This window comes from Holdemania sp. Marseille-P2844, from assembly GCF_900120005.1.
Lineage (GTDB): Bacteria > Bacillota_I > Bacilli_A > Erysipelotrichales > Erysipelotrichaceae > Holdemania.
Window position 1 is genome coordinate 296,161 of the sequence record NZ_LT635451.1, and the last position, 23,921, is coordinate 320,081.

21 protein-coding genes are annotated in these 23,921 nt (G+C 51.4%); 14 read left to right on the forward strand and 7 right to left on the reverse strand.

Translation table 11 applies throughout. From position 1 onward, the window contains the following. The first annotated feature begins 239 nt into the window (after positions 1-239). Complete coding sequence (locus BQ7364_RS08045) at positions 240-1,079, forward strand: HAD family hydrolase (protein ID WP_072684248.1); 840 nt, start codon at positions 240-242, stop codon at positions 1,077-1,079. A 104-nt stretch (positions 1,080-1,183) separates the two neighbouring features. Here the strand turns inward: BQ7364_RS08045 and BQ7364_RS08050 are convergent, their stop codons facing one another. From BQ7364_RS08050 to def, 4 genes are all read right to left on the reverse strand, one after another. Then, complete coding sequence (locus BQ7364_RS08050; protein WP_072684249.1) at positions 1,184-2,038, reverse strand: carbon-nitrogen hydrolase family protein; 855 nt, start codon at positions 2,036-2,038, stop codon at positions 1,184-1,186. A 6-nt stretch (positions 2,039-2,044) separates the two neighbouring features. Continuing rightward, positions 2,045-2,602, reverse strand: a complete 558-nt coding sequence (locus tag BQ7364_RS08055) for a histidine phosphatase family protein (protein WP_072684250.1) — start codon at positions 2,600-2,602, stop codon at positions 2,045-2,047. 48 nt (positions 2,603-2,650) lie between these two features. Then, positions 2,651-4,615 (reverse strand): ribonuclease J1, encoded by a 1,965-nt coding sequence (rnjA, locus tag BQ7364_RS08060; RefSeq protein ID WP_139248599.1) that lies wholly within the window; start codon positions 4,613-4,615, stop codon positions 2,651-2,653. A gap of 225 nt (positions 4,616-4,840) precedes the next feature. Beyond that, on the reverse strand, positions 4,841-5,410 hold the full coding sequence (gene def / locus BQ7364_RS08065) for a peptide deformylase (RefSeq protein WP_072684251.1): 570 nt from the start codon (positions 5,408-5,410) through the stop codon (positions 4,841-4,843). Between the two features lie 253 nt (positions 5,411-5,663). Between def and BQ7364_RS08070 the strand changes: the two genes are divergently transcribed. The 3 genes from BQ7364_RS08070 (at position 5,664) to coaD (ending at position 8,178) form a co-directional block, all read left to right on the forward strand. Next, the gene (locus BQ7364_RS08070) at positions 5,664-6,857 is read left to right on the forward strand and encodes an FtsW/RodA/SpoVE family cell cycle protein (protein WP_072684252.1); all 1,194 of its coding nucleotides are present in this window, start codon (positions 5,664-5,666) and stop codon (positions 6,855-6,857) included. A gap of 89 nt (positions 6,858-6,946) precedes the next feature. Then, positions 6,947-7,678: a 16S rRNA (guanine(966)-N(2))-methyltransferase RsmD gene (gene rsmD, locus BQ7364_RS08075; protein ID WP_255524715.1), complete on the forward strand. Its 732-nt coding sequence runs from the start codon at positions 6,947-6,949 to the stop codon at positions 7,676-7,678. Beyond that, entirely contained in the window at positions 7,675-8,178 is a 504-nt protein-coding gene (gene coaD / locus BQ7364_RS08080) for a pantetheine-phosphate adenylyltransferase (protein ID WP_072684253.1), read from the forward strand. Before rsmD ends, coaD begins: the two co-directional genes overlap by 4 nt. 293 nt (positions 8,179-8,471) lie before the next feature. Here coaD and BQ7364_RS08085 read toward each other — a convergent pair whose 3' ends face one another. Further along, the gene (locus BQ7364_RS08085; RefSeq protein ID WP_072684254.1) at positions 8,472-9,386 is read right to left on the reverse strand and encodes a hypothetical protein; all 915 of its coding nucleotides are present in this window, start codon (positions 9,384-9,386) and stop codon (positions 8,472-8,474) included. 163 nt (positions 9,387-9,549) lie between these two features. On the opposite strand from BQ7364_RS08085, the gene hrcA reads away from it, so the two are divergent. The 9 genes from hrcA (at position 9,550) to BQ7364_RS08130 (ending at position 22,051) form a co-directional block, all read left to right on the forward strand. Next, positions 9,550-10,575 carry a heat-inducible transcriptional repressor HrcA gene (gene hrcA / locus BQ7364_RS08090; protein WP_072684255.1) on the forward strand — a complete coding sequence of 342 codons (1,026 nt, stop codon included), beginning with the start codon at positions 9,550-9,552 and terminating at the stop codon, positions 10,573-10,575. Then, positions 10,568-11,233 carry a nucleotide exchange factor GrpE gene (gene grpE, locus BQ7364_RS08095; protein WP_195548416.1) on the forward strand — a complete coding sequence of 222 codons (666 nt, stop codon included), beginning with the start codon at positions 10,568-10,570 and terminating at the stop codon, positions 11,231-11,233. Before hrcA ends, grpE begins: the two co-directional genes overlap by 8 nt. Positions 11,234-11,277: 44 nt before the next feature. After that, positions 11,278-13,086 carry a molecular chaperone DnaK gene (dnaK, locus tag BQ7364_RS08100; RefSeq protein WP_072684256.1) on the forward strand — a complete coding sequence of 603 codons (1,809 nt, stop codon included), beginning with the start codon at positions 11,278-11,280 and terminating at the stop codon, positions 13,084-13,086. Then, positions 13,046-14,395, forward strand: coding sequence for a polysaccharide deacetylase family protein (locus BQ7364_RS08105; protein ID WP_159432777.1), 1,350 nt, complete (start codon positions 13,046-13,048; stop codon positions 14,393-14,395). Before dnaK ends, BQ7364_RS08105 begins: the two co-directional genes overlap by 41 nt. A gap of 17 nt (positions 14,396-14,412) precedes the next feature. Then, positions 14,413-15,543 carry a molecular chaperone DnaJ gene (gene dnaJ / locus BQ7364_RS08110; RefSeq protein WP_072684258.1) on the forward strand — a complete coding sequence of 377 codons (1,131 nt, stop codon included), beginning with the start codon at positions 14,413-14,415 and terminating at the stop codon, positions 15,541-15,543. A gap of 111 nt (positions 15,544-15,654) precedes the next feature. Further along, positions 15,655-18,228, forward strand: coding sequence for an ATP-dependent Clp protease ATP-binding subunit (locus tag BQ7364_RS08115; RefSeq protein ID WP_072684259.1), 2,574 nt, complete (start codon positions 15,655-15,657; stop codon positions 18,226-18,228). Positions 18,229-18,665: 437 nt separating this feature from the next. Then, entirely contained in the window at positions 18,666-19,880 is a 1,215-nt protein-coding gene (locus BQ7364_RS08120) for a polysaccharide biosynthesis C-terminal domain-containing protein (RefSeq protein WP_072684260.1), read from the forward strand. After that, positions 19,877-21,064 (forward strand): non-hydrolyzing UDP-N-acetylglucosamine 2-epimerase, encoded by a 1,188-nt coding sequence (gene wecB, locus BQ7364_RS08125; protein ID WP_072684261.1) that lies wholly within the window; start codon positions 19,877-19,879, stop codon positions 21,062-21,064. The genes BQ7364_RS08120 and wecB overlap by 4 nt, the downstream gene beginning before the upstream one ends. A 114-nt stretch (positions 21,065-21,178) precedes the next feature. Further along, positions 21,179-22,051, forward strand: coding sequence for a GH25 family lysozyme (locus BQ7364_RS08130; protein WP_072684262.1), 873 nt, complete (start codon positions 21,179-21,181; stop codon positions 22,049-22,051). 30 nt (positions 22,052-22,081) lie between these two features. On the opposite strand, the gene BQ7364_RS08135 is transcribed toward BQ7364_RS08130, so the two are convergent. After that, complete coding sequence (locus BQ7364_RS08135; RefSeq protein WP_039864335.1) at positions 22,082-22,336, reverse strand: TfoX/Sxy family protein; 255 nt, start codon at positions 22,334-22,336, stop codon at positions 22,082-22,084. Positions 22,337-22,433: 97 nt separating this feature from the next. Beyond that, positions 22,434-23,036: a 30S ribosomal protein S4 gene (gene rpsD, locus BQ7364_RS08140; protein WP_072684263.1), complete on the reverse strand. Its 603-nt coding sequence runs from the start codon at positions 23,034-23,036 to the stop codon at positions 22,434-22,436. 344 nt (positions 23,037-23,380) lie between these two features. Between rpsD and BQ7364_RS08145 the strand changes: the two genes are divergently transcribed. Continuing rightward, complete coding sequence (locus BQ7364_RS08145) at positions 23,381-23,815, forward strand: GNAT family N-acetyltransferase (protein ID WP_072684264.1); 435 nt, start codon at positions 23,381-23,383, stop codon at positions 23,813-23,815. Positions 23,816-23,921: the final 106 nt, after the last annotated feature.

Genomic DNA, 23,921 nt, shown 5'->3' on the forward strand with positions numbered 1-23,921 from the left:
GTAATGGACATAGTGAGATTTCCTTTCTATATTGTGTGGTAACTTTATTGTAACGGAAATTCTTACCTATGTCTCTTTTTTTATGCTCAAGAAAAAAAGGCGTTGGTTTCCACCAACACCAAAATTTATAGAACCAAAATAAGCTGAAAACAGTCCGAAAGGGCTGTTTTTTTCTGACATTCTCCGCTAAAATGAAAAGCAGGATCAAAGAAAAAAAACGAACAGGATGAGGAAATAAGATGATCAAGTTAATCGTATGTGATTTTGACGGAACGATTTTAGAGCGCAGCACTCAGCTGATTTATCCGCGTGTCGCTGAAGCTCTGCGCAAAGCGAAAGCGGATGGGATTGAATTCTGCGCGGCAACCGGCCGCAACGCTCCGGCTGCCCGGCGGATTCTGGAAGGCTCCAAGGTCGAAGGCTGGATGATCGATCTCAACGGCGCGGAGCTGCGCGATCCGCAAGGACAGGTTCGGGCCGTTCAGGCCTTGGATAAGAATCTGGTGCAGCGTCTGCTTCCCAAACTGAGACATCCCGAGGTGCTGACCACGCTGTACAGCGGCGAGCTGAAATATACATTTCTGCCCGTAGAGGAGCACTATCGGCGCTATTTTACAGTTCCTGGCTGCGGCAAAACTCCGCAGAACACGCCGCTGAGTCAGTTTGAAGCGGATTATCGGCAATTCGAAAGACTGGAAGAACTCGCCGACCCGATCTTTAAGGTTGAGATGCGCAGCGCGTCGCTGGACGCTCTGCATCAGATCCGCGGTCAGATCGACGACATACCGCAGATCGCGCTGACTTCGGCGTTTACGCATAATCTGGAAGTGCTTCCGATCACCTGCAACAAAGCCTCCGCGTTAACACAGCTGCAGGAAATCCTCAAGCTGCGGAAAGAAGAGATCGCAGTCTTCGGCGATGATCTGAACGATTTGTGCTTGTTTGAACAGTTTCCCCTCAGCTATGCCGTGGCCAACGCCAAGCCGGAAATCCTCAAGCGCGCTCACGCGGTGATTGGGGCGTGCGATCAACAGGGGCCAGCGGATGTGATCTTCGGTTTCAGCAGCGAAACACGATAAAGAAAACGGATTTCATTTCCATCGCCAACAGAAGCGAAGGGGAGAAATCCGTTTTTTACTGATGACCATACTAAACGTCATTGAAATAGAATAATTGCGATTGACTATTTCCGGCAGAGATGGCGGTAGGCGTTAACTTTTCTGTATTTGCCCAGATCTTCCCGCTTTCGATAGGCGCGCAGTGCGTCGATATCAAACGTTGCATAGACCAGACCGTCTTCCGTTTCGCTCGCTACTGTCAGACAGTTATCCTGGCAATCCCAGACCTGGGGATGAAAGGCGCACGAACATCCCGCTTTTTCTCCCGGCGGATTCGCCATCGCGACGCCGACCTGGTTCTGCATTGCCGCTACGGAAAGCTCCTGAAGGCGGAACGGCTTGATATCGCCGCAGTCGTTGGGAATTAAGATCAGCTCGGCGCCTTGAAGCATAAGCTCCCGGGCACTTTCCGGATATTCCCGGTCGTAACAGATCATCGTGCCAAGGCAGAGATCCTCAAAATGACAGACCTTGAATTCTTCGCCGCTCTCGAGATAACGCTCAAACGAAAAATCACAGGTATGCACTTTACTGTATTTCATGAGCACCGTACCGTTTCGGTCGATGAGATAAGCGCTGTTTTGAGGATATTTCTTCCCTTGAGTAAAAGCCGTGATTTCCACACCGATGGCATGGCGTTTTGCGGCTTGGCAGATTATATTCAATGCGGCGCTTTCATCCGTCAGGGCGTTCTCACACCAGGCGCGGAAGCTGGGGGCGTCTTCCAGACTTTCCACCGGCGTAAGGGTTTCACAGATTTCAGGAAACGCATAGCTTGTCAGGAAGCACTCCGGAAACAGGATAAAGTCGGCGTCCGCCTGCTTCGCTTCCGCGATATAGCGAAGTGCAAGCATCGTGTTTTCCTGAACGTCGGTTGTTTTCGTTTTGTGCTGAACCAGCGCAATTTTAAATTTATTCATTTTACTTCATCCTTTGCTTTGTTCTGTATTTTGATCACGTATGCAGGAATCAAGATCGAATGCCGCGATCTCCCCGTTTTCAGGATGGAAGCCGCACAGTGACTGGATCACCAGACCATGGCAGACAACGAGGATGTCTCCCAGGCCGCAATAACGCCGCAAGACACGGATCATGCGCCGGCGCATCGCGGGAAGGGATTCCCAGGCTTTTTCTTCGCCGGGCGGATAAAACCCGCCACAGACCTGAAATTCATCGTAATGCCGCGCTGCCTGCTCGTCCGGTAAATAAACGTAGGTTTGATCGGCCACCCATTCGTGCAGATCAGTTTCTACCTGCAGCGGAATCTGGAAGCAGCGGGAAAGAATCGCGGCGCTTTGTAAAGCACGGGTGTAAGGCGAGGATAAGATCAGCCGGGCTTGGGCAAGCCGGGGATCGGCCGCTGTCATTTCGATCTCCTGCATGCCTTTGACGGAAAGGGGCGCGAGATGATTGCCGAATCCCTGATAAATTTTTGTGTCTTTTTCTGTATAATCCGCAGAACCATGACGAATGAGATAAAACATCATAAACCTCCTGATTTCTTTAAATGTGAACAGAAAAAACGCCGATCGTTAAGATTCAGCGTTGTTTTGTTTCGTTTTGGAATGTGTCCGGCTTGGTGTTTCGCCATTTTCAGCCGGGGCTTTTTTTGTTTTTGCCGGTGTGCTTCTCGGCTTGCGTGTCCGCTTTACCGCGCCTTCCTCATCCTTATGCGCCGCAGCGGCCGCTTCGCGTTTCTGCTGCATCTGCAGCATTGCGGCCTTCTGGTTCAGGATCACCGGAATGACGATCGGATTGCGGTTGGTCTTCTTATACAGATACGGTTCCAGCGAACTGCGGATACAATTCTTTAATTCGCCGAAGGTCGTTTTCTGCATCATTTTTTTCTTTAAAGCTTCATAAACGATCATTTCCGCTTCCTTCAAGAGCGTCTGACTTTCCTTGATGAAGACGAAGCCGCGGGAAACGATATTCGGCCGGCACAGAATTTTATTCGTGCGCGAATCGATCGTGACGATGACCGCGACTAAGCCGTTATCGGCCAGAATCTTGCGGTCGCGCAGCACCGCTGTGCTCAAGCCGGATATATCGTTGCCGTCGACATAGATATCGTCGGTCTGGATGCGGGTTTCCGCTTGGAAGACTTCGCCGTCGCGCAGCACCAGCACGTCGCCGTTAGCGCAGATGAACGTATTCTCGCGCGGGACGCCGGTTTCAATCGCGCTCTCCGCATGGATCCTCAACATTTTGTATTCGCCGTGCACCGGCATGAAGTATTTCGGCTTGATCAGCTGGAGCATCAGCTTCTGTTCCTCTTGGGAACCGTGGCCGGTCGTATGCAGGGAGGTCAGCGGGCTGTTGACCAGCACGTTGGCGCCGACCCGCGTCAGCTGATTGACGACCTGGGAAACGCTGACCGCGTTGCCCGGGATCGGATTGGACGAGAACACGACGGTATCGCCCGGAATGATTTTAATCCAGCGGTGCGTACCGTTGGCAATCCGGCTTAACGCCGCTAACGGTTCGCCTTGGGAACCTGTGCAGACGATGCAGATCTTACTGGCCGGCAGCGAATTCAGCTGGTCCGGCGTAATGAAATGCTTCTCCGGAATGGCGATGATGCCGAGCTTGCGTGCAATCTGCACGACGTTTTCCATCGACCGCCCGAAGACGGCGACCTTGCGTCCGCAGGCTACGGCCGCTTCCAGAATCTGACCGACGCGGTTAACGTTGGAGGCAAAGGTGGAAACGATTAAGCGGCCCGGCGTTTTGCGGGTGATTTCCAATAAGGATTTCGCGACTTTTTTCTCACTGATCGAGAAGCCGGAAACCTCGGAATTGGTCGAATCGCTCATCAGCAGGCTGACGCCGATCTGACCGATGTATGCCATTTTCTGATAATCGCTGTTGGTGCCGATCGGGGTCAGGTCGAACTTGAAGTCGCCGGTCTCCACGATCCGGCCGTTTGGCGTGTTGATCAAAATTCCCAGAGAATCCGGGATCGAGTGAATCGTGTTGAAGAAGCCGACCTGGAAATGATTGGTCGTGATCCGCGAATCCTCGTTGATCTGCACGAGCTTGACCTGCCGGCTCATCCGCCGTTCCTCCAGCTTTTTCTGAATCAGGGAGCAGGCGAAGCGCGGCGCGTAGATTTTATCGAGCCGGATCGACTGCAGGAAAAACGGAATGCCGCCGATGTGATCCTCGTGTCCGTGCGTAATGATTAACGCCTTGACTTTCGCCTGATTTTTAATCAGATAGGAATAATCCGGAATGACGTAATCGACGCCTAACAGATTTTCTTCCGGAAACCGGACGCCGGCGTCGACGATGATAATTTCATCCTGATGCTCAAAGCAATACATGTTTTTACCGATCTCACCCAAACCGCCCAGAGCGTAGATGAGCGTGTCGGTATCCCGATGAAACGGAGTTTCGACGACCTCGCTGACGGCGCCCGCAGGAATGGACTTCTTGCGGGGAGTTGATTTACGCGGTGCTTTTTTTGCAGGCGTCGCTGCAGTATTTTCTTTCATTATTTACCTCTTTTCTTTATTCTTAAAAAACAATGCACCTGTCTTTTAATGATTGATGTTCGCTTCTTTGCTAATCCCTTGGCAGGGGAGACGATTTCACGGCTAAACCGCGGGATGGCCTGAAATGAATTTCAGCTCCCCGCGGCAGCCAAAAACGATGAGTTTTCTGATTTTATTTATAAAGGGAAACGCCGTTGGAAAGACCGGCAGGAACGAAAAACGGAATTATTCGATCACAATCGCATTTTCAACGGGAGCATACGGATCGTTTTGATTGATCCGGTCATAGAACAGAATGCCGCTGAAATGGTCGATCTCATGCTGCAGGACGATGGCCACATACCCGGATGCCCGGAAAGTCACCTCGCGGTCCTGAAGCATATCGTAGCCTTTGACCTTGATCCGTGCGCTGCGGATGACGTAGCCTGGATGATCGTCGAGAACGGACAGGCAGCCCTCGCCGGATTTCAAATAGGAGTTCTGGACAGACTGAGAAATGATTTTTGCGTTGGCCAGCGCGTATTCGTAATGAATCGGATTGCCGTTTTTATCTTCTTCATCCACAACCACAGCCAGAAGCTGCTTGGGGATGCCGATCTGAATCGCCGCGATGCCCACCGCCGGACGCAGATTCTTGGTTTCCGCCAACTGGGGATCCGTCGATTCCTTGACGTAGGTTAAAAGCTCCATTAACGTATTTTTATCTTCTTCGGACAACGGCAAAGACACCGGCGCTGATTTATCGCGCAGATGGGCGTCATTGTCCTTTACAATGGTATCCATGTTTATGTTCATAAAATCTACCTCACTTTATATAATACTCAAGAAATGCAAAGAAGGAAAGGAAAATTTGACGAAAGCTTTCCATAAATTGATTTTTAAGCGCTTTCTTTTTCTTCTTTCTGCCAGAAACAGCCCAATTTTGACGATTCTTTCCTTTATTCTATTCAAAACCAGTCTCCTCGTCACGTCCTTTGATTGTCAAAAACAGAACTTCAATTCTTTTGTGCAGGGCTGGGATTTATGGTAAAATGTCACCAGGAGGCGGATGAATTTGACGCAGAAAAAAAAGACTTCTTTTCGGATGCCGTACCGGTATGATTTGATCATCCATCTCTGTACGCTGATTTTAGCGGTGTTCGGTTTGTTCATGGTCGCTTCGGCAACGATGGGTCTGGCATCGGGCAACGTGATGACGCTGATGAAAACAATCATGAAACAGCTGGCGTTCACGGTTCTGGGATATCTGGGCATGGTGACGATGGCACGCTGGTTTACGTTTGAACGTATGAAGAAAAATATTACGCCGATCGTCAGCCTGACGCTGGTGCTGCTTTTGTTAGCCCTGTGTTGGGAGGTTGGCGGCGCACGGGCCTGGATCAAAATTCCCTTTCCGGGCCAGGAGATCACGATCCAGCCCTCGGAGTTTTCCAAGGTTGTCATCATCATGGTCATGGCGACATATCTGGGCGATATCCGCAACCTGAAGCTGACGGCCAAAGACTTGATGCGCAACCCGCTCTTGATCGTCGGGGGCTTCTGCTTCATCGTCGCAATCCTGCAGTCGGACTTCGGTTCGGCGATCGTCATGGCGGGGATCGCGTGCATCTGTTTTCTGATCCCCTACCATCCCTCGTTAGTACGGCTGCAGAAGATGCTGGTGATGTTGCTGATCATCGGGGTTGTGCTGATCGTATGGATCCTGTCGCCAATGGGCGAACACCTGATCGAAGCGCTGCCGTTTAAGAACTATCAGATCAACCGCTTCACCTCGGCGATGAATCCATTTGCGGATAAATACGGCACGGGCTTCCAGCTGATCAACGGACTGGTGTCCTTTGCCAGCGGCGGATGGCAGGGCGTGGGGTATGGCAAGTCGATTCAGAAGTATACGAACTTCCCGGCGGCGAACACGGATTTTATCCTGGCGATCGTCGTCGAGGAACTGGGCATCTTTGGTTTCTTATTGATTTTTATCTGTTATGCGCTGATCGTCGGGCGGATGTTTATCTACGCGATCCGGATGAAAAGTCAGCGCGGGCGGATTGTTTTGATCGGCGTTTCAATGTATTTCTTCATTCACTTTTTGTTCAATGTCGGCGGCGTAACCGGCTTGATCCCGCTGACGGGCGTGCCGCTGTTAATGATTTCCGCAGGGGGTTCCAGTACGTTGTCCGTCATGGTGGCGGTTGGCATGGGCCAGGCGGTGATCTCGCAATACCGTCAGGGGAAGATAGAATAAGACGTTAAACGCGGGCCGGCATAAACGGCGAAGGACAACGCTGGTAGGAAAAATGGCGATGTAAGAAAGCGGAGCGGGCTTAACGATGCTTGTTTATAGGAAAAGCCGGCGATTGGAAAAAAGAAAGAAAAGAATTCCCGAAGCGACTCGGGAATTCCAAAGAAAGGGAGAGGAGAAACAAAGATTGGGGGATAGCATCTTTCGATGCACTAGTATCTTGCCCGAGTTTTCCGTCCTTTATACACACAAGGAGTAAAAAAATGCGAATTGTTGCAGGAAAATTTCGTTCCCGGCTGATTCAGGCGCCCAAAGGCGATCAGACCCGGCCGACGCTGGATAAGGTCAAGGAAGCAGTATTCAGCCGGATCGGCCCGTATTTTGACGGCGGCGTCATGCTGGATCTGTTTGCGGGCAGCGGCTCAATGGGACTGGAGGCGCTGTCGCGAGGCGTGGAGCATGTTTATTTTGTCGACCGCAGTCCGGCCGCGGCGGCCGTGATCAAAGCCAATATTGCTTCGCTTCAGGTTGAAGCGCAGTGCGACGTCTGGAAGTGCGATAGCTTCGCGGCGTTAAGACGATTGGCGGGCATGGGTGTTCAACTGGATTTGGTTTATCTGGATCCGCCTTATCAGAAGCAGCAGCTGCACAAGATCATGCAGCAGCTCGACGCGTTAAATCTGATCCGCGATCACGGACAGGTGATTCTGGAGAGTCTAAAGGAAGACGAGTTTGACGAGGCCTACCATCAGCTGCATCGCGTCAAGGAAGCAACTTACGGCATCAGCCGCATCAGTTATTATCGAAAGGAAACAGAACTATGAAACGAGCATGTTATCCGGGATCGTTCGATCCCCCGACCTATGGTCATCTGGACATCATCACGCGGGCATCGTCGGTCTTCGACGAGCTGATCATTGCGATCATGAAGAATCCGAACAAACGCAACGCCTTTACTGAGGAAGAGCGCGTGCGGATGCTGCAGGAGATCACGCGCGATCTGCCGAATGTCAAAGTTGTGGTCGGCCATGGTTTGACGGTGGAATTTGCAAAGTCGATCGGCGTGCAGGTGCTGATCCGCGGCATCCGGGCGGTCATGGATTATGAATATGAGCTGCAGCAGGCGACGGCCAATATGTTTCTGGATGAGACGATTGAAACGGTGTTCTTCGTTGCCCGGCCGCGGTATTCCTTTCTATCGTCGTCCGTATCCAAGGAAATCGCGCTGAACAACGGCGATCTGTCGAAGTTTATCCCGGAAGCCATCATCAATGAGGTTGAAGAAGAGCTGAACCCGCTGAAAAAGAAAACCGGTGGGGAATAACGGCGATTTCCCAGCGGGGAAAAACCGCCGCGGCAGACTTCACTGCCCGCAGGCAGGACGGGTGAGAAGGAACGCAGGCTTTGAAACAAACAGTACAGGATTTTACAGGCGGTTCCATTGATCAGGATAACGCTGAAAATGGGGGCTGAAAAATCACCCGGCCAGATTTTAGACAGACAGAGGCTTCAGACGAGCGCTGGAAAATAAAAAGAGCCGCGGCGGATCCGAAAATAAGGAAATTCGCCGCGGTTTTCCTGTGGTTTTAAGCCAGAAAGGACAAATGAAAGCAATGATCAGCCGCGCAGTCTTTGCAGCATCATCAAGAAGAGGAAGAGACCGCCGGCCAGGCCGGTCTGCATCAGCCGGTAAGCGAGATAACGCAGATAAGCCAGATGAAGATGCGGCGTGAGCGAGAGGACCTGCAGATGCACGCTGAAGCTGGCAAATCCCAGCACCAGCGTCATCAGCAGCGCTTTCAGGGGCACGGCCAGCGGCAGCAGCGCCAGATTGTTGGTGCCTAAGGAAAACTCGGTCACGCACTGAATCGGCAGATGCCAGGCAGCAGGCAGCTTCATCGTCGCTAAATTCAGCAGTACCAGTGTCAGCAGAAGATACGCCCCGATGAAATATAAGCTGACGCCGGCCTGGACAACCGCGTCTTTTAAATTCTCAAATAAGGAAGGAACGGATCCGCGCGGATCCAGTTGCAACGCAACGGGCGTCTTGCGCGTAAAGAACAGCAGCAGCATCACGGCGAAGAATTCCGCCAGCCAGATCATCAAGCCGTATTGAAAGGATCGCAGCAGAACCGAACCGCAGGTGATCAAGATAAACGACGGCGTGCTGACCGTAACGCAGCAAGCCAGCCGCTGCCCCTCAGCCTGCGAAAGCCGGCCATCCCGCACATAATCGTCGATCAGGATCTGTCCGGCGGGCGAGCCGAGAAAGAAGGAAGCGAAGACTAAGGAAAAAGCGGCCGGCGAGATGCGGAACAAGCGCTCGGTAAATCCAAACAGCCGCCTTGAGAGGGCGGCTAACAATCCCTGACCATCAAGGATGCGGATTACGACCATCGCCGCAAACAACGACGGCACCAGTTTTTCAAACCAAATCGACAACGCCTGACAGGATGCCTGGTAGGTTACCGATCCATAATAAAGCAGCGCGGCCAGCAGCGTGAAAAAGATGATTGTCATTCCTTTTTTCATAGGCAAAAAGCCTCCTGGTAAAGTGTATGAGTCCCAAGCTGAAAGTCGAACAGCGATAAGCTTGAAAACTTGAAAAAAATTAGCACTTTTAACTTGACAGTGCTAACAAGCTGGATTATACTGTTAGCAGACATCGGGAAAGAGTGCTAAAGGAGGCGGGATGATGCTGACACCAAGGCGGATTGAAATCTTCAAGGCCATTGTCGACGAGTTCGTTCAGACAGCCGAGCCGGTCGGTTCCAAGACTCTGATGGAAAAGTATCAGCTCCCTTACTCCAGCGCAACGATCCGCAACGACATGATGGTCCTGGAAGAAATGGGACTGCTGGAAAAAACACATACCTCCAGCGGCCGCGTGCCTTCCACAAAAGGCTATAAGTTCTATTGCGAACATCTGATGGAACACAAGGTCGATAACCAGCTGGAAGTGGCAGTCCGCCAGCAGCTGGCCAGCAAACCGCTGAATTTGGACGATGCCATCCGCGAGAGCTGCAACATCCTCTCGCAGATGACGAACCTGACTTCCGGCGTGCTGGGGCCGGATGCGAGCCGGCAGCGGCTGGAGCATGTCAAGCTGTTCCCGATCAGCAACCGAAGTGCTGTGGCAGTCTTTATTACCGATCTGGGGCATACGGAAAACCGGACGTTCCAGTTCGACGACGACCTGTCAGTAGACGATATCCAAACCTGCTGCCAGATTCTGAACGACCGATTGAAGGGCACTTTGATCAAAGACGTCGTGGATAAGATGGATTCGATCAAACCGATCCTGGCGGCGCATGTCAAACGGCATGAAATGTTGTTTCAGGCGTTTGTCAACGCGTTTGTCAAGTTCGCGAGCGAGAACGTATATTTCAGCGGCCAGAACAACATGTTGTACCAGCCGGAATTTGCCGACATTGAAAAGCTGAAGGAATTGATGACGATGATGGAGAACCCGAGCCTGTGGCGTCAGATCGGCACCACAACCAATTCGGAGCTGGCGCTGAAGATGAACGAAAACGCCCAGCTGGTATGGGTCAACGACATGGCCGTCGTCACCAGCAAGTTCAAGCTTGGTTCCGAGGAGGAAGGCCAGCTGATGGTCTTCGGACCATCCCGGATGGATTACGACAAAATTGTTTCGCTGTTGGAAATGGTCAGTCAGTCGATCGAGAGTTTATACGGAAAAGGAGGCAGCCATGAATAACCAGGAAGAAATGAAAAAAGACGAGCAGAACGCCGAACCGGAAACGGCTGCGGCGCCGGGCGAGACCGAAGAAATGACGGAAAGCCCGCAGGTGGAACCGGAAGCGCCGGCCGCGGAAGAAGCGGCGGAGCAGCCGGAAGAAAAAAAGGAAGACAAGAAAGACGAGAAGAAGAAAGGCTTCTTCTCCAAGAAAAATGAAATTGAAGAACTGAAGACACGGATCAGCGAGCTGGAAGGGGAAAACGTTAAACTGAAGAACGAATACCTGAAAGCCTACGCGGATACGGAGAATACCCGGCGGCGTCTTCAGCAGGAAGCCGAGCAAACCCGGAAATACCGGATCCAAAGTTTCGCGCTCGATATCCTGCCGGTTCTGGACAATCTGGAACGGGCGCTGGCAATCGAGCCGACGCCGGAAACCGAAAGCTACCGCAAAGGCGTGGAAATGATTTATCAGCAGCTCATTCACGCGCTGACCAAAGAGGGCGTGAGCGAGATCGAAGCGCAGGGCAAGGAATTCGATCCGAATTTCCATCAGGCTTTGATGATGGAAGCGGTCGAGGGCGTCGAACCCAACCACGTCACCGAGGTGCTGCAGAAGGGCTACATGTTAAAAGACCGAATCCTGCGCGCCGCGATGGTCAAGGTCAGCGAATAAGCAAATAAGTGAAAATGTGTAAATAAATAAGGAGGATTTCTATTATGGGAAAAATTATCGGTATTGACTTAGGTACAACCAACAGCTGCGTCGCCGTCATGGAAGGCAGCGAAGCCAAAGTAATCACCAACCCGGAAGGCAACCGCACCACACCGTCCGTCGTCGCGTTTAAGAACAACGAACGGATCGTCGGCGATGCGGCGAAGCGTCAGGTCGTCACCAACAAGGATTCGATTATTTCGATCAAGCGGAAAATGGGCACCAATGAGAAAGTTCAGCTCAACGGCAAGGAATACACGCCGCAGGAAATTTCCGCGATGATCTTAGGCTACATGAAGGACTATGCGGAAAGCTATTTAGGCGAGAAGGTCGACAAGGCCGTCATCACCGTTCCGGCTTACTTCAACGACGCGCAGCGTCAGGCGACGAAAGACGCCGGTAAGATCGCGGGCCTGGAAGTGGAACGGATCATCAACGAACCGACAGCGGCAGCGCTGGCATTCGGTATCGACAAGACTGACAAGGAACAGAAAGTCCTCGTCTTTGACCTGGGCGGCGGTACGTTCGACGTTTCGATTCTGGATCTGGCCGACGGCACCTTTGAAGTTCTGGCAACCGCAGGCGACAACCATTTAGGCGGCGATGATTTCGATAACGTGGTCGTCGACTGGATGGCAGATCAGTTCAGAAAAGAAAATGGTATTGATCTGAAGCAGGACCGGATGGCGCTGCAGAGAATGAAGGAAGCGGCGGAAAAGGCCAAGAAGGATCTGTCCGGTATGGTTCAGACACAGATTTCCCTGCCGTTCATCAGCGCCGGCGCAGCCGGACCGCTGCACTTTGAAGCGACGCTGACCCGCGCGCAGTTTGACGCGATGACCAAATCGCTGGTCGACCGCACGGTTGTTCCGGTTCGTCAGGCATTGAAGGATGCCGGCTTAACCAAGAATGATATTGATCAGGTCCTGTTAGTCGGCGGCTCAACCCGAATCCCGGCGGTTCAGGAAGCTGTCCGTCAGGAATTAGGCAAGGAACCGAACCGTTCCGTCAACCCGGATGAAGTCGTAGCCTTGGGCGCGGCGATCCAGGGCGGCGTCATCAGCGGCGACGTCAAGGACGTCTTACTGCTGGACGTTACACCGTTAAGCTTAGGTATCGAAACGCTGGGCGGCGTCATGACCGTGCTGATCCCAAGAAATACAACGATCCCGACTTCCAAGAGCCAGGTCTTCTCGACAGCGGCGGACAATCAGCCGGCGGTTGATATCCATGTCCTGCAGGGCGAACGTCCGATGGCCAACGATAACAAGACGCTGGGCAACTTCCAGTTAGGCGGCATCGCACCGGCCCGCCGCGGCGTTCCGCAGATCGAAGTTACCTTTGACATTGACGTCAACGGTATCGTCCACGTTTCAGCGAAGGACAAGGGCACAGGCAAGTCCCAGTCGATCACCATCTCCAACTCTTCCGGATTAAGCGATGAAGAAATCGATCGGATGGTTCGTGAGGCGGAAGATCACAAGGCGGAAGACGATAAGCGCAAAGAAGAAATCGAATTGAAGAACCGCGCGGAAGCGTTCATCAATCAGATCGACGAAACACTGAATACGGAAAACGCGAACGTCACCGATCAGCAGAAGGAAGAAGTCAAGAAGCTGCGCGACGAACTGCGCACGGCAATTGACAACAACGATATCGACACGCTGAAGACCAAGATGGAACAGCTTGAAAAGGCAGCCAACGATATGGCTCAGGCGATGTATCAGCAGCAGGCGGGTGCTCCGGGTGCTGATGCGGGCGCAGGCGCTCAGGATGACAATGTCGTCGATGCCGATTTCAAGGAAAAGAAATAACAATTCACGCCGCACAAAAATCCTGGTTTCCATACTGGGATTTCTGTGTTTGAGCGTGCTGATCAGCGGTTGTTCCCGCACCCCCAAGAACAACGCCGGTCAGTTGGAAAATGCGGACAACGCCGTGCTGACAAGCTCGCTGAGCGAGGAACAGCTGGCGCATGTCAAAGAATGCAACGGCCGCTGCGTCAGCAGCGATCAGCCGGTGGAGCTCGTCGTGATGAACGGCGGCAAACCGGAACCGTTTGCCGTGCTGCAGCCGGGGCAGCTGGTTCAGTTAAAAGAAATCAACGATCCGAATCTGATCACTTCACAATATCTGCCCTTGGATGGAATGGATCAGGAGGGCGGTGCGCAGGTATTGGTCAACGCGCTGGAGGTAACGCCTTCCGGTCGCTGGCTGAATCCGACCAATCATTTACTGGAAAAGGATTTTGCGGTGAAGCTGAAGGCCGGCACCCGGATGCTGGATGACAACGGCGAAACGATCCTGACGACCAGCACGGATCAGCAATGGCTGGTGTATGCCCAGAAGGACGGCGCTTACGGCGTTGAGCTGCAGGGACGAATCGTCTGGGTGGATTCCGCTCAGGTTGAAGAAACGATCGCCCGGCCAGGCAGTGGCGGACCGGCGGCTACGTCGCTGCCAGTGCTGATGTATCACTTCTTTTACAGTGAAGCCGAGGGTCAGAGCCGCGAAAACGTGAATTTCGTCGAGGTGGAGGAATTCCGCGGGCAGCTGCAGGCGTTGCAGGAGGGCGGCTACGTCGCGCTGACGATGCGCGAAGTGGAAATGATGATGAAAGGCTGGGCGGATGTGCCGGAGAAATCGGTCGCGATTACGATCGACGACGGCGATCCGAGGGTTTATCAATATGCTTATCCGGTATTAAAGGATTTCGGCTATAACGCGACGCTGTTTCTGATCACGGGCTGGATGAATCCGCAGCTGCCGTATGAGTTTTTTCAGATGCGCGAGGATGGCTTAGAGCTGCAGTCGCATTCCTTCCTGATGCATCAGGGCGGATGCAAGGCCGGCCATGGCGGACGGATCCTGTGCGTCGATCACGATGAGGGCGTAGCGGATACCCGGCAGTCGCTGGAATATGTCGACGGCGGCTTCGTCTACTGTTATCCGTTTGGCGACGTGAACGATCACGCCGTAGAAATTTTACAGGAAGCTGGGGTTCAGCTGGCTTTTACGACAGAATATGGTAAAATAAAACCCGGAATGGATTTGTACAGGTTGCCGCGGATCCGGGTTACCGGCGGCGCGGGCCTGGACCGGTTCATCAAAAGTATAGAGTAGCAGGAGGGTGATGTTTTATGAGCGAAAAGCGCGACTATTATGAAGTCCTGGGCATCAGCAAAGGCGCTTCCGATGATGAAATAAAAAAAGCCTATCGAAAACTGGCGAAGCAATACCATCCGGATGTGAACAAGGAACCGGGTGCAGAAGAAAAATTTAAAGAAGTCAACGAGGCCTACGAAGTGCTCAGCGACCCGCAGAAACGGGCGACCTATGATCAGTTCGGTCATGCGGGAATGGACGGTATGGGCGCCGGCGGCTTCGGCGGCGGTTTTGGCGGCGGCGGATTTGACGATCTGAACGATATCTTCGGATCGTTCTTCGGCGGCGGCTTTGGCGGCGGCGGATCCCGGGCCCGGTCCAACGGCCCGCGCAAGGGTCAGGACCGCTACATGCAGATGAAGATCAGCTTTATGGACGCGATCTTCGGCAAGACGGAGACGATCACGATCGACGTGGATGAACAGTGTTCTCAATGCATGGGAACCGGTGCGCATTCCAAGGATGACGTTACCGTCTGTCCGACGTGTCACGGTTCCGGAACGGTCGTTACGCAGCAGCGGACGCCGTTCGGGGTATTCCAGTCCCAGAGTGTCTGCCCGGACTGCGGCGGCACGGGTAAGAAAATCCGTAAAAAATGCTCCAAGTGCGGCGGCAAGGGTTATGAACATAAACGCGTGAGCGTCGACGTCAAGATCCCGGCCGGCATTCAGTCCGGGCAGCAGCTGCGGGTATCCGGCAAAGGTGAACGCGGCGCCAACGGCGGGCCAAACGGCGATCTGTATATCGAGATCATGGTCATGAAGCACGATTATTTCGTGCGCGACGGCCGGAATATCTACATTACGATTCCGATTTCTTCAGTGGACGCAACACTGGGCTGTTCGGTCGACGTGCCAACGGTTTATGGCGACGTCGAGCTGACGATTCCTTCAGGAACGCAGAACGGCCAGCAGTTCCGGCTGAAAGGCAAGGGCGTGAAAGATCTGCGCGGGTCTGGTCAAGGCGATCAGCTCGTTGAGGTGAAGATCGAAATCCCGAAGAAGCTGAGCGGCGAAGAAAAAGAAATGTATGAAAAGCTGCGCAAGCTGCAGGCGAAAGGCGGGAAGGAATCCGTCTTCGACAAGTTCAAGAAAGCTTTTAAATAACGATGGAAAGGGTTTCGGGACAACGAACCCTTTTCTTAAAAATTTTGTTTAGCACTCTATTGACTAGAGTGCTAAAAGTGATATACTAACGAGTGTAAGGAGGGACATCCTATGAATATTGATCAGATGACAGAACGATTGCAGCGGATCTTAATGGAAGCGATCCAGCTGGCGCAGGCGCAGGGCCAGAGCGAGCTGAACGTCGAGCATTGTCTGAAAGCAATTTTTGAAGACGACGGCATCGACGGCTTGTGGCAGCGGCTGGGACAAGACAAGCAACGGACGCTGCAGATCGTCGACAGTTATATGAAACGGCTGCCTTCCAGTACTTCCGGCGCTCAACCGAACCTCTCCCGCGAGGTGAATCAGGCGTATCAGGAAGCGCTGAAGTGGAGTCAGGCACACGAAGAAACCTATATGAGTTCGGTAGCATTTCTGATCGGCTTGTTGTTCGGTGGCAGCGCCGTCGCCAAGGCGATTCTGGAAGCGACCGGAATTACGAAAAAAGCGCTTGAAAAAGCGGAGGAAGAAAGACGAGGTGGAATGAAGATGAATGAACAGAACGCGGAAAATCAACTGGATGCGCTGCAGAAATACGGACACGATCTGGTCGAGGACGTCAAGAGCGGCAAGATCGATCCGGTTATCGGCCGGGATGAGGAAATCCGGCGGGTTATCCAGATCTTGTCGCGGAAAACAAAGAATAACCCGGTGCTGATTGGCGAACCGGGTGTCGGGAAGACGGCGATTGTCGAGGGCATCGCGTGGCGGATCATGAACGGCGACGTTCCATTCGGCTTGAAGGAAAAGAAACTGATCGAGCTGGATATGGGCGCACTGATCGCCGGCGCAAAATACCGTGGCGAGTTTGAGGAACGGCTGAAAGCGGTGCTGAACGAAGTGAAGCAGGCGGACGGCAACATCATCCTGTTTATCGACGAGATTCATAATCTGGTCGGCGCGGGCAAGACGGAAGGCTCCATGGACGCAGCCAACCTGTTGAAGCCGATGTTGGCGCGGGGCGAACTGAAATGTATCGGAGCGACGACGTTTGATGAATACCGCAAGTATATTGAGAAGGATGCGGCGCTGGAACGCCGGTTCCAGAAAGTTCAGGTCGACGAACCGTCCGTGGAAGACACAATCTCTATCCTGCGGGGCTTGAAGGATCGGTTTGAAAGCTATCATGGCGTACAGATTCTCGATGAAGCGATCATTGCTGCGGCGACGCTGTCCAACCGCTATATCACCGACCGGTTTTTGCCGGATAAAGCGATCGATTTGGTCGATGAAGCCTGCGCTTCACTGCGGGTGGAGATGGATTCGATGCCGACAGAGCTGGACGAGCTGATGCGGCGGATTATGCAGCTGGAAATTGAAGAAACGGCGCTGAAAAAGGAAACCGACGCCAAGACGCTGCAGCGGCTGGAGGAGCTGCGCAGGGAACTGGCGGATCTGAAAGAAGAAAAAGAAATCAAATACAACCAATGGCAGCAGGAAAAGCGTAAGCTGGACGAAGCCAAGGTTTACAAGGAGCAGCTGGAAAAAGCCCGCCTGGACTTCACGCAGGCGCAGAACGAAGCGCGCTATGAGGAAGCGGCGAAGCTGCAGTATGACACGATCCCGACGCTGGAGCGGAAAATCCGCGAGTCGGCGCAGAACAAAAAAGAGGAACACATGATCCAGGAGATCGTCGATGAGGAACAGATCGCCAAGGTCGTTTCCCGCTGGACGCACATCGAGGTCAGCAAGCTGATTGAAACGGAACGGCAGAAATTATTGCATCTGCAGGACGCGCTGGCGCAGCGGGTCATCGGTCAGGATGAGGCGCTGGAGCTGGTCACGGAAGCGATTCTGCGGTCCAAGGCGCAGATTCAGGATGAAAACCGGCCGATTGGTTCGTTCTTGTTCTTAGGCCCGACCGGCGTCGGTAAGACCGAAGTGGCCAAGGCGCTGGCGGAGCAGTTATTTGACGATGAATCGAAGATCATCCGGATTGATATGAGCGAATACATGGAGAAGCACAGCGTGTCGCGGTTGATCGGCGCGCCTCCGGGATATGTCGGTTACGACGAGGGCGGTCAGCTGACGGAAGCAGTGCGCAGAAAGCCGTATTCCATCGTGCTGCTGGACGAAGTGGAAAAGGCTCATCCGGATGTCTTCAACATCCTGCTTCAGATCCTGGACGACGGTCGGATCACCGATAACAAGGGCGTCACCGTCGACTTCAAGAATACGCTGATCATCATGACCAGCAACCTCGGCTCACAATATGCGTTCGACAGCGATAAGGAAGAACGCAACCGCCGGTATATGGACGAAGTCCATAAGTATTTCAAACCGGAATTCGTCAATCGGATCGATGAGATCATCGTCTTCAATGCCTTGAACAATGAAGTGCTGATCAAGATCGCTGATAAGTTCCTGCATGAACTGGCTGGCCGGTTAGCGAAGAAGGATATTGCGCTTGAAGTCACCGACGCGGCAAAGGCGAAGATCGTTGAGCTGGGCGTGGATCCGGTCTTCGGAGCGCGGCCGATGAAGCGGCATATCCAGAGAACGATTGAAACCTTGATTGCCCGTAAGATGATTGAACGGGGCAACGAGGGCAACTGCACGATGAAAGTGGACGTGGAGAATGGGCAATATGTTCTGCACGTGATTGAAAATCCTGAAGTGATCTAATGCAAAGAGGTCGGAGAAATCCGCCCTTTTTTGCTACTTCAAGGTGTTAGAAAGTTCTTTTTTGAATAACCGTTCATAACAGAAAATGAGTCGTTGATAATATTTTGTGAATTAATTATTTATGAGATGACATTGGAATTGGACTAGAGATTGTTAATAATTTATATCAATTTAATAATAGAAATCAGGAAATTGAAAAGAATTTATTATAATGTAGGGCTTAAACCGGTAAAAGAAAAGGGATATACCAGCGTTTTATTGGGGTGAGATTAAACGGTTTTCCTTATTGAATAGCTGATATAAATATTGGCCAGGGATATAATAAACAATAAGGTATAAAAACGAATCTTTAGACTTTTATAGAGGATGGTACAAAAATAATTCCTTGAATCCCATTTAAACAAATAGTACAATATCAACGTGATAGGCGGTGTGGAATGAACATATTAGTTACAGGCGCTAAGGGTATGGTAGGAACAGCTCTGGTTGCCAATCTGAAGAATATCAAAGAAAATAAAAATAGAACTCGGCCGGGATTGAAGGTCGATGAGATCTATGAATATGATCGGGAATCTACGGTAGAAGAATTAGAACTGTACTGTGAAAAAGCTGATTTTGTATTCCATCTGGCAGGCGTCAACCGGCCTCAGGATCCGGCTGAATTCATGTTGGGAAACTTTGGGTTTACATCGACATTGTTGGAATTATTGAAAAAACATCAGAACAACGCGACGATCATGCTGAGTTCTTCGATTCAGGCGACGCTGGCTGGAAGGTTTGGGGAATCGGAGTATGGCAAAAGTAAGAAAGCAGGCGAAGAACTGTTTTTTCAGTATGCTGAAGAAACGGGAGCCAAAGTCGCGGTGTACCGGTTTCCGAACTTAATGGGCCATAGCCGTCCTAAATACAATTCAGCGGTGTCGACGTTCTGCTGGGCTGTGGCGAATGATGAAGAGTTCACTGTGAATGACAGAAGTACAGAATTAGAATTACTTTACATTGATGATCTGATCGAAGGCATGTTTGATCTTCTGGAAGGAAAAGAACAGCACTGTGAATTTGACGGAGTAGAAACGGTTCTAAAAGAAGCCGGACGTTATTGTTGCGTGCCTGTGACGCATAAGGTTACCCTGGGCGAGATTGTCGATTTACTGGAACAATTCAAAGCGCAGCCGGAGACGTTAATGATGCCTAAAATTCCGGAAGGCTCCTTTGCGAAGAAATTGTATAGTTTATACTTAACTTATCTTCCGGCGGAGAAATTTAAGTATGAACTGAAGATGAACTGTGATGCACGCGGGAGCTTTACGGAACTCCTGCATACGCTGGACTGCGGTCAGGTCAGTATTAATATCAGTAAACCTGGCATTACAAAAGGGCAGCATTGGCATAACAGCAAATGGGAACAGTTCATTGTCGTAGCGGGTCATGGCTTAATTCAGGAACGGAATATTCATACCGGGGAACTTGTTGAATTTGAAGTGTCAGGTGAGAAGATAGAAGCCGTCTATATGATTCCCGGGTGGACGCACAACATCATCAATCTGTCAGAAACTGAAAATCTGGTTACTGTGATGACGTGCAATGAAATCTTTAACCCGGAGCAACCCGATACCTTTTTTGAAGAAGTAGGGAGGAAGGCAGCAGAATGAGTGAAATCAGAACCAATTATTCTTCTATCCATTTTCAGGATAACGGAAAACTTAAGCTTTTAATCATCGTGGGCACGCGGCCGGAAATCATCCGGCTGGCGGCGGTGATCAACAAATGCCGGAAATATTTTGATGTGGTTTTAGCCCATACGGGCCAGAACTATGACTACACGTTAAATGGGATCTTCTTTGAAAACCTGAAGATCGCGGATCCGGAAGTGTATATGGATGCGGTAGGGGACGACTTAGGCGCAACCGTAGGCAACATCATCAACTGTTCCTACAAGCTGATGAGTCAAATTCATCCGGAAGCGTTATTGATTCTGGGAGATACCAATTCCTGTTTATCTGCGATCGCCGCCAAGCGTCTGCATATTCCCATTTTCCATATGGAAGCCGGGAACCGCTGCAAAGACGAATGTCTGCCGGAAGAAACAAACCGCCGGATCGTCGATATCATTTCCGATGTCAACCTGGCGTATTCTGAGCATGCGCGAAAGTATCTGCATGAATGCGGTCTGCCGAAAGAGCGCGTCTATGTAACCGGATCGCCGATGGCGGAAGTGCTGCATCAGAATCTGAGTGAAATTGAAAGCTCGACGATTTTAGAAAAGCTGGGCTTGCAGCCGCATCGCTATATTCTGCTTTCCGCTCACCGGGAAGAGAATTTGGATACGGAAAAGAATTTCCTTTCGTTGTTTAACGCGATTAATAAAATGGCGGAAAAATATGATATGCCGATTCTGTACTCCTGTCATCCGCGTTCCCGCAATCGTTTGAAAGCGTCAGGCTTTCAGCTCGATCCGCGGGTGATTCAACATGAACCGTTAGGCTTTCATGATTACAATCACCTGCAGATGAATGCCTTTGCGGTGGTCTCGGATTCGGGCACATTACCGGAGGAAAGCAGCTTCTTTATCAGCATAGGCCATCCATTTCCGGCCGTCTGCATCCGGACATCCACGGAAAGACCGGAAGCCTTGGATAAAGCCTGCTTTGTTTTAGCAGGAATTGATGAAAAGTCGCTGCTGCAGGCAGTCGATACGGCAGTACAGATGAATCTGTCCGGGGATTACGGAATTCCGGTCCCGGATTATGTTGAAGAAAATGTAAGCACGAAAGTGGTGAAGATTATTCAGAGCTACGTGGGCGTGATCAATAAAATGGTGTGGCGGATATCGTAAAGATATTCACCGCACCTTTTTTGTTTCAACTGTTTAGGAACATGCGCCAGAGCGCCTTCTTCTCCGTGAATAAAATGGATTACCGGACAATCCGGGAAGAAAGGAGGACACAATATGAAAGTCATCGACATCAGTCAGTATGATGGAAATGTGGATTTTCGGCAGGTCCGGGCGTCTGGCGTGGAAGCGGTGATGCTGCGGTCAAGCTGGGGTCACTTCGTTGAAGACTTACGCTTTCGTGAGAATGTGCGTAAATGCAACGACGCGGGGCTGCCATACGGACTGTATCATTACAGCTATGCTTTAAACGAATCCGAGATGATGCGTGAGGCCGAAAAGTTGATCGCGCTGGCCCGGCATTTTTCTCCACGCATGCCGGTCGCAATCGACATGGAAGATGCAGACGGTTATAAAGAACGCCACGGAACACTGTATAACAAAGCGCTGAATACTGAAATCTGCCGCTACACCTGCCAGAAAATAGAAGAAGCCGGCTTCTATCCGATGGTTTACGCAAGTCTGGACTGGTTTCTTAACAAGCTGATCTTGAGCGAGCTGGACCGCTACGATCTGTGGCTGGCCCAATGGAATGTCAACGGACCGTCGCTGCCCTGCGGGATGTGGCAATATACGAGCAGCGGATCTGTGCCCGGCGTGCCCGGCCGCTGTGATCTGAATACCGCGTATAAAAACTATCCGGTGATTATCGGCGAGAACGAAGAGGGGGGACAGGATATTCAGTGGATTAATCCGTATGTTACGGTGCAGGTCGTGCACGGCGTCGGCCGCCGCAACATCTATTATGTGCGCAATGCCGTGATTTCAGGAACCGTGATCGCGGAGCTGAGCCCGGGTGAAAGCTTGCCTGTGGATTTAATCAGCGCCACGGTTCTGGAAGATGGCTACAAGTGGATTAAAGTCGATCTGGGACAAGGCGTAGTCGGCTATATGCAGGTCGATCTGGACTATCTTCGCTTTCTGATTTAAAAAGCGAATTCCGAAGAATTCGCCTGACGCTTATTTGTAGACAGAATAAAAATCTTTGAGCTCGGCCTTCTTATCGGGGCTGAGCTCGCTTTTCTTTATGCCCTGAATCGCGCCTTCCAGCGCGTACAAGCGGTGGATACAGGCGGAAGGATCGACAGCCCTAATTTTTAACCAGGCTTGCTGGGCGCCCAGCGCGATCAGCTGATCCGCGGTGGTGATTCCGACTTCGTTCAGCTGGCGTTCCAATTCTTTTCCCAGATTCGGCAGCTTTGATAATTCACCCATACGTTTGCCTTCTTTCTCTATTTTCAGTGTAGCGGAATGCCGCTTGAAAAACAAGGCGAAAATACAAAAAAAGCCTTGCTAGAAGGCTTCTTTTGACTTATCGGTTGTAGTATTCGACAACCAGTAGTTCGTTGATTTCCTGATTCAGTTCGTTCCGTTCCGGCAGGCGGACATAGGTGCCCTTTTTGTTTTCCTTATCAACGGTAACGAAAGCCGGTGTGTTCAGCGTTGCTTCCAGCGCATCGGCGATGCAGGCCATCGACTTGGACTTTTCCTTAACTTCAACCGTAGAACCCGGCTTTACCGTGAAGGAAGGGATATCGACCTTCTTGCCGTTAACCAGGATATGACCATGGTTGACTAACTGACGGGCAGCGCGGCGAGTTCTGGCGAAGCCCATGCGGTAAACGATGTTATCCAGACGGGATTCCAGCAGGCACAGGAAGTTGTGACCCTTAACGCCAGCCATCTTTTCTGCTTTCACATAAGTGTTCGCGAACTGACGTTCGTTAACGCCATACATGTTTCTGATTCTCTGCTTTTCACGCAGCTGCGTGCCGTAGTTGCTCAGCTTAATCCGCTTTGTCGGTCCGTGCTGACCTGGCGCATAAGTGCGGCGCTGCAGTTCCTCGCCTGTTTCCAGGATCGAGAAGCCCAGACGACGGGAAATTTTCCAAACTGGTCCAGTATTTCTTGCCATTTTCAATTCCTCCTTGTGTGTTTTATGGCACATAAAACAACAACAGGTACAAATCATTGACGCAGGGTGTTGGTAGACGGCAGTTTCGCTTGAAGCAGCAAGTTACTTCTGCTCTGGAAAGAATTCCAGTACCAACGCCGGTTGCGCAACTTTGTAAGCTGCTATTATTAAACGCTAGGTAAGTATAGCAGATTTCTTCGCTCCCTGTCAATCGAAAAATGAAATAAATCCCTTTAGATAAAGGCGTTTTGCAGGAATCGGAGTTGAATTGTGAGCGAGGGGCAGTTTATAATGAAAAAATGAGCGCCGCAGGGAAATTCAAACCGGCGGCAGGAGGGAAAAAGATGCAATTTACAACGATCGATCAACACAATTACCGTCAGGCCTGCTGTCTGAGCGTGACGCCGGAACAAAGCGGATATTTGAGCAGCGCGCCGATGATTTTAGCTCGCGCTTATGCGTATCGCCATCAAAACAGCGAAGTAAGTCTGATCGAGGAAGGAACAGACAAACTTGGTCTGATAATGACGCGGGAAACAGATTTGGGAACAACGGTCATTCTTGATCAATTCTTTATTGATCAGCGGTTTCAGGGCCGGGGCTATGGCCGGAAGGCGATGGAGCTGCTGCTGCAAAGCCTGCGTGAACGCCGGCTAAAACGCGTTGTTTTATGTTACCGTGAGGCAGATCAGGCCGCGGCGCGATTGTATCGGTCGTTGGGCTTTACGGAAACCGGCGAGCGGGACGATGATGAAATTCTGATGGAACTGATCCTTTAAATGATAAGAAAAGTTGGACTTTGCGGCGTTTTCCATCGGGAATAAGAAGTTGTCAAAAACTTGATTTTAACCTATGAGAGTTTGTCGCTTTATGATAAAATAAGAA